This is a genomic window from Streptomyces sp. CT34 (assembly GCF_000805335.1).
In the GTDB taxonomy this organism is placed as follows: Bacteria; Actinomycetota; Actinomycetes; order Streptomycetales; family Streptomycetaceae; genus Streptomyces.
This window is the reverse complement of sequence record NZ_KN708638.1, coordinates 2,818,818-2,825,387: the sequence shown is the minus strand read 5'-3', so window position 1 is coordinate 2,825,387 and position 6,570 is coordinate 2,818,818. Positions and strand designations below refer to the sequence as shown.

At 74.0% G+C, this 6,570-nt stretch carries 6 protein-coding genes; 3 read left to right on the top strand and 3 right to left on the bottom strand.

Features of this window, described 5'->3' with window-relative positions:
- Window positions 1-161 precede the first annotated feature (161 nt).
- Genes ettA through RZ84_RS12425 form a run of 3 tightly spaced genes read left to right on the top strand, consistent with a single transcriptional unit; the run spans window position 162 to window position 3,015 of the window.
- Window positions 162-1,826 (top strand): energy-dependent translational throttle protein EttA, encoded by a 1,665-nt coding sequence (gene ettA, locus RZ84_RS12435; protein ID WP_043264380.1) that lies wholly within the window; start codon window positions 162-164, stop codon window positions 1,824-1,826.
- Between the two features lie 5 nt (window positions 1,827-1,831).
- Window positions 1,832-2,266 carry an acyl-CoA thioesterase gene (locus RZ84_RS12430; protein WP_043264379.1) on the top strand — a complete coding sequence of 145 codons (435 nt, stop codon included), beginning with the start codon at window positions 1,832-1,834 and terminating at the stop codon, window positions 2,264-2,266.
- A complete protein-coding gene (locus RZ84_RS12425; RefSeq protein ID WP_043264378.1) occupies window positions 2,263-3,015 on the top strand; it encodes a DUF8010 domain-containing protein in 753 nt (250 codons plus the stop codon). Before RZ84_RS12430 ends, RZ84_RS12425 begins: the two co-directional genes overlap by 4 nt.
- 294 nt (window positions 3,016-3,309) lie before the next feature.
- Here RZ84_RS12425 and RZ84_RS12420 read toward each other — a convergent pair whose 3' ends face one another.
- The 3 genes from RZ84_RS12420 to RZ84_RS12410 form a co-directional block, all read right to left on the bottom strand.
- Window positions 3,310-3,714 (bottom strand): globin, encoded by a 405-nt coding sequence (locus RZ84_RS12420; protein WP_043264377.1) that lies wholly within the window; start codon window positions 3,712-3,714, stop codon window positions 3,310-3,312.
- A gap of 124 nt (window positions 3,715-3,838) precedes the next feature.
- Window positions 3,839-5,566, bottom strand: a complete 1,728-nt coding sequence (locus RZ84_RS42290) for an FHA domain-containing protein (protein WP_043264376.1) — start codon at window positions 5,564-5,566, stop codon at window positions 3,839-3,841.
- 100 nt (window positions 5,567-5,666) lie between these two features.
- Window positions 5,667-6,494 carry a hypothetical protein gene (locus RZ84_RS12410; protein WP_043264375.1) on the bottom strand — a complete coding sequence of 276 codons (828 nt, stop codon included), beginning with the start codon at window positions 6,492-6,494 and terminating at the stop codon, window positions 5,667-5,669.
- Between the last annotated feature and the right edge of the window lie 76 nt (window positions 6,495-6,570).

The window sequence follows — 6,570 nt, the reverse complement described above, 5'->3', positions numbered from 1 at the left end:
TCGGGGCCCGCGGCCGTCCGCCCCGCGGAACCCGTTTCCGTCCGGGGACGGCAGTACGGCAAGATGGGTGTATCTGCCCTCGCGCGGCCACGCCGCACCATGGCCCAGGCGGCGGAGCCGCACAGACCACCTGATAGATCCAGACTGCCGGACGGTTTCTCTTGGCTGAGTACATCTACACGATGCGCAAGGCGCGCAAGGCGCACGGCGACAAGGTCATCCTCGATGACGTGACGCTGAGCTTCCTGCCGGGCGCGAAGATCGGCGTCGTGGGTCCCAACGGCGCCGGTAAGTCCACGGTGCTGAAGATCATGGCTGGTCTTGAGCAGCCGTCGAACGGCGACGCTTTCCTCTCTCCCGGCTACACGGTCGGCATGCTCCTGCAGGAGCCGCCGCTGGACGAGTCCAAGACGGTGCTGCAGAACGTGCAGGACGGCGCCGCCGAGATCATGGGCAAGCTCCACCGCTTCAACGAGGTCGCGGAGCTGATGGCCACCGACTACTCCGACGAGCTCATGGAGGAGATGGGCAAGCTCCAGGAGGACCTCGACCACGCCAACGCCTGGGATCTCGACACCCAGCTCGAACAGGCCATGGACGCGCTCGGCTGCCCGCCCGGCGACTGGCCGGTCACCACCCTCTCCGGTGGTGAGCGCCGCCGCGTCGCACTGTGCAAGCTGCTGCTGGAGGCCCCCGACCTGCTGCTCCTCGACGAGCCCACCAACCACCTGGACGCCGAGTCCGTGCAGTGGCTGGAGCAGCACCTGGCCAAGTACCCCGGCACCGTCGTCGCCGTCACCCACGACCGGTACTTCCTCGACAACGTCGCCGAGTGGATCCTGGAGCTCGACCGCGGCCGCGCCCACCCCTACCCGGGCAACTACTCCACCTACCTCGACACCAAGGCGACCCGTCTGAAGGTCGAGGGCCAGAAGGACGCCAAGCGCGCCAAGCGCCTCAAGGAAGAGCTGGAGTGGGTGCGCTCCAACGCCAAGGGGCGGCAGGCCAAGTCCAAGTCGCGACTGGCGCGTTACGAGGAGATGGCCGCCGAGGCCGACAAGATGCGGAAGCTGGACTTCGAGGAGATCCAGATCCCGCCGGGCCCGCGCCTGGGCAACGTCGTCGTCGAGGTCGACAAGCTCAACAAGGCGTTCGGCGACAAGGTCCTGATCGAGGACCTGAGCTTCACCCTGCCGCGCAACGGCATCGTCGGCGTCATCGGCCCCAACGGCGCCGGCAAGACCACCCTGTTCAAGATGCTCCAGGGCCTGGAGACGCCGGACTCCGGCGAGATCAAGGTCGGCGAGACCGTCCGGATCTCCTACGTCGACCAGAGCCGCGAGAACATCGACCCCAAGAAGACCCTGTGGGCCGTGGTCTCCGACGAGCTGGACTACATCAACGTCGGCCAGGTCGAGATGCCCTCGCGGGCCTATGTCTCTGCGTTCGGCTTCAAGGGCCCGGACCAGCAGAAGCCGGCCGGGGTCCTCTCCGGCGGTGAGCGCAACCGCCTCAACCTGGCGCTCACCCTCAAGCAGGGCGGCAACCTGCTGCTCCTCGACGAGCCGACCAACGACCTCGACGTCGAGACGCTGTCCTCCCTGGAGAACGCGCTGCTGGAGTTCCCCGGCTGCGCCGTGGTCGTCTCCCACGACCGCTGGTTCCTCGACCGCGTCGCCACGCACATCCTGGCGTACGAGGGCGACTCCAAGTGGTTCTGGTTCGAGGGCAACTTCGAGTCGTACGAGAAGAACAAGGTCGAGCGCCTGGGCGCCGAGGCGGCCCGTCCGCACCGTGCGACGTACAAGAAGCTGACCCGGGGCTGACCGTCGTGCGACACCTCTACCCCTGCCCCCTGCGCTGGTCGGACATGGACGCCAACGGCCATGTCAACAACGCGGTGTTCATCCGCTACCTCGAAGAGGCGCGGATCGACTTCATGCGCCGGCTGGCGCCGGGGGGCGGCAGCCCGTCGTTCACGGGCGGCTCGGTCGTCGCCCGGCACGAGATCGACTACGTACGGCAGTTGGTGCACCGGCCCGAGCCGGTGACCGTCGAGCTGTGGGTGACGAAGATCAGCGCCGCGTCGATGACGGTGGGGTACGAGGTCAGGGACGAGGAGACGGTCTACGTCCGGGCCTCGACCGTCGTCGTTCCGTACGACTTCGCGGAGGGGCGCCCGCGCCGGATCACCGCGGAGGAGAAGGCGATCCTCAAGGAGTACCTGGACGACGCCGCGCACCAGGAGGGGGCCGTCTCCGCATGACGGCGCTGCACCTGGCCGATGCCGGGGAGGCGGCGGACCTCGCCGCCTTCCTCGCCCGGCTGATCCACTACGACCGCGCGGCGGCGGTGCGGCTGCAGGCCGGCGGCGGGGTGCTGGCGGTGTTCGGCCGACCGCCGTCCTTCGAGGTGCTGGCGATCCGCACGGCGCGGCTGGCGCAGGACCTCACGCTGGATGTGACCGTGTCCGCGGGTGAACTCCTCGAAGGTGTCCAGGAGTCGGCGGACCGGGTGACCGTGCCCGCCGCGGTCACCGGCCCGCCGTGGGCCGGGGTGCTGCCGCCGCGCGGCGGCTGGACGCGGGTGCCGGGACTGCCGTCGCCCGAGACACTGACGCGCGCGGTGGCCGCGGCGGTCGCCGAATTCCGGGCGCGGGACGAGGCGTTGCCGCCGCAGCGGCGTACCCGGAGCGAGCGCGACCGGATCGGGCGGGAGATCTGGTCCCGGACGCTCGGTGACACCCGTCTGCCGCTGCGGGCGGTGCATGCGGCGCAGGCGCTCGGGTTCCTGCGGCCGGTCCGGACCGGCGCGGGGGCGTTGGCGGGGAGTGCCGACGGCGGCGTCGGTGCCGCGGCCGGCGGTGGCCCGGGCGGCGCGGTGCCGCCGGGGCCGGTGTTGCTGGCCGCCGGGGGATGGCTGCGGCTGAGCACGCCGTACGGGTCGATCGCGGTACGGACCGTGGGGCCGGCGGGACTTGCCGGACTGCCGGGGCTGACCGTCTCGCCGGTCTGAGACGAGGCCGGAGACGGGTTCGCGGCGGTGGGTGGTTCCCGTGGACCGCCGCGCGCCCTGGACCGGACCCGTGCCTTCCCGGAACTGCCGCTTCCCGGAGCCGGAGCCCGAGCCGGGCCGGCCGTGGCCGCTTGTCGTGGACCTTTGCCGCGGCCCCCGTTGATCGGCCCTCGGGGCCCGTCCCGTCCTCAACTGCCGGACCGGCCGGGGGAGTGCTTCACCGGCGGCCCTGACCGGCCGGTCGCGGCACGGGCGCATCAAGGGCGGTGCGCCGGCCCCGGTGTGACGGGTCTCTCACTCCGCCGTGTTGATCATCGTCGCCGCCGCATACGTGAGGTAGTTCCACAGCTGCGTCTCGTGTTCCTCGGCCAGCCCGAGGGAGTCCACCGCGTCCCGCATGTGCCGCAGCCACGCGTCGTGCGCGGCCCGGTCGACGGTGAACGGGGCGTGCCGCATCCGCAGCCGCGGGTGGCCGCGGCCCTCGCTGTACGTACGGGGGCCGCCCCAGTACTGCATGAGGAAGAGGGAGAGCCGCTCCTCGGCCGGACCCAGGTCCTCCTCCGGGTACATCGGCCGCAGCAGCGGGTCCTCGGCGACTCCCTGGTAGAAGCGGTGCACCAGGCGGCGGAAGGTGTCCTCGCCACCGACCTGCTCGTAGAAGGTCTGCTCCTGAATCGTGCCGCGCGGAATCTCGTTCACCGGTCCATGGTGGCAGACGTCGCGGCCGAGGACTTCGGTCGTAGGACGGCGGGCGGCCGGACATGACTCCGGGGCGCGATCGGCCGATCACGCCCCGGAGTTGGGGTGCTGCTGCCGGGTGCGGTCAGCCCCGGCGGATGGTCAGGGTCGTCCAGGCGCCGACGTGCACCCGGTCGCCCTCGTGGAGCGGCACCGGCACATAGGGCTGGATCGGCTCCTCGGCGAGGTTGATCGTCGTGCCGTTGGTGGAGTTCTGGTCGACCACCGCCCAGCTGCCGTCCTGCTGCTGGACGAGCAGGGCGTGCTGGTGCGAGACGCCCGGGTCCTCCGGCGGGCGGCCCAGGTCGACGTCGGGCGACTCACCGGTGCTGTTCCGGCGGCGGCCGACCGCGATCTGACCGTTGGCGAGCGGCAGCACCTGCTCGGGGGAGTACGAGGGGAGGTTGAGCCCCGCCGCCTCCGGGCCGCTGCGGGCCATCATCGCCATGAAGTACTCGCGGTCCGGCGCGATGGCCACCACCCAGCCGTCGCCGACGACCGGCGGCGGACCCTGCGGCGGTGCCGCCGGGCCCGGGCCGGGAGCGCCGTTCCACTGCCCGTCGGGTCCCGGCTGCTGCTCGTACGGTCCCGGCTGCTGCGGCGGTTGCGGCTGCTGCGGGAACGGCGCGGGCTGCTGCTGCTCGTACGGGGCCTGCGGGCCGGGGGCGGGCGGCGCGGGGGCCATCGGCGGGGCCGCGTGCTGGGCGGCCGGCGGGTTCAGCGTCCAGTCGTCGCCGCCCTGCTGCGGGGGCGGGGGACCGGGCTGACCGGCGGGACCGGGGCCGGGGCCGGGCATGCCGGGGGGCGGGCCGGGCTGTCCCGGGAAGCCGCCGGGGCCGGGCATACCGGGCGGCGGACCCTGCTGCGGCGGCGGGAAGCCGTAGCCGTCCTGTCCGCCCTGCGGACCGGGACCGGGGGAACCTGGACCGGGGGCACCGGGGCCGCCGGCCGTGCCCGGTGCGGGCTGCGGGAAGCCGTAGCCGCCCTGGCCGCCCTGCGGGCCGGGTGCGGGGGCGCCGGGCGGCGGGGCGAACGAAGTCGGCGAGTTGGTGAGGAAGTTGTAGCGGCACTCGTCGCAGAACGGTGCCATCGCCTGGCGCGGCGTACGGCACTGCGGGCACAGCTCGGGTTGTCCAGGCTGGGCCGGCGCTGCCGCCGGGGCCGGCTGACCGGGCTGCTCGGCACCGGGGGCCGGGAACGGCGCGGGGGCGGCGGGCGGCGGGGTGCCCGGTGGCGGGGTGTCCTGCGGGGGCAGGCCGTGCGGCGGCGTACCGGAGGCGTCGGGGCCACCGGGGGCGGGCGCGCCGGGGAACGGCGCGGGGGCGCCGGGGCCGCCCGGACCGCCCGGTGCGGGGACCGGCGGCGGGAAGCCGTAACCGCCCTGCGGGCCGGTGTCTCCGGGGCCGGGAGTGCCGTAGCCACCGGGACCGCCCGGACCGCCGTGGGCCGGGGCGGCGGGTGCGGGGGCACCGGGGCCGCCGCCCGTGCCCGGTGCGGGCGGCGGGAAGCCGTAGCCGCCCTGGCTGCCCTGGCCGCCCTGCGGGCCGGGGGCTGGTGCGGGGGCGCCGGGCGGTGGGCCGGCGGCGTGCGCTCCGGGGCCGCCGGCCGGCGGCGGGCCGGGCTGTGACGGGGGCGGTGCCGCGGGGCCGGTCGGCTCGGCGGGCGGCGGGCCGGTGGGCTCGGCGGGCGGCGGGGTGTTCAGGAACCCCGCGGGCAGAGAGGGCGGCGGGGGGACAGCGCCCGCCATCCGCTGGCCGCACACCTCGCACCAGTCTTCGGCCACCGACTGGTGGCCGTTCGGGCAGGTCGGCATGTCGGTTCTTCCCCCTCCGTACCGTTACTTCCGGGCGGTACTGATTCGGTGCTGATGGTGGTTTTCCGTGGCTGTTTCGGTGGCTGTTGCTCAGCTGTTGCTATGGCTGTTCCGGGGTGTGGGCGGTGGCCGTGGAGCGCGTTTCGGGAGTCCTCCCGTCGGCCCCGGCGACCTTCGTCCGCAGTCGCACAGTACCGGTCGCGGCATCGGCGACGTCCACCACCTTCGCAAGCAGTTTCGCAGTGTCCTCGTTCCCGGTGGCGCGGGCCAGCTGCATCGCCCGACCCAGCAGCGCCGCGGCGCGGGCGCCATCTCCTGACTTGCGGGCATCCAGGCCCTGTTGGATGACTTGTGCCAGTTCCGCCTGTCCTGTGTAGTGCGCGACCTGTGGGTCGATCGCCGCCGCGGCGGCCGGATCGTCGGTCCAGACGGCCTTGACGAACGCCTGCGACAGGATCCGCGGAGCGGAGCCGTCCGGTCCGGAGAGCACCAGCGAGACCCGGGCGGCCAGCATCCGCCGGCCGAGTCCGGCGTCCGGGACCCGTAAGCGGAGGTGGTAGTCGCGCGACTCGTCACCCCACGAGCCGGTCGGGTAGTCCCCGCAGCGGGGGCCCGACGCCCGTCGCCGGGCGGTCAGGTCCTCGACGGCGGGCGCCACTTGCCGGAGGCGGGCGACCTCGGCGCCGCGCGGCGTCCACACCCGCAGCCCGACACCGGCGGCGAGTTCCGCAGCGGCGTCCGGCCGCGCCGGGACCGGCCCGTCCGGGCCCGGCCGCGGCGCCGGCACCGGGCGACCGCCGGTCGTCCCGCCCCCGGTCGCGGTGACCGTGACGACGGCGTGCACCTCCCGCCCGCCCTCGGGAAGGCAGGGGTTCTGGTGCACCTCGGCGGAGAAGCGCGGCACCTGCGACTTGGCGAAGTTGGCCATCTGGTCCGCTCCTTGGGCCCCGTGCCGCCGGCCGGCCCGGGGCGGACGGCCGCCGCGGCGGGAGGGGCCGGTCGCC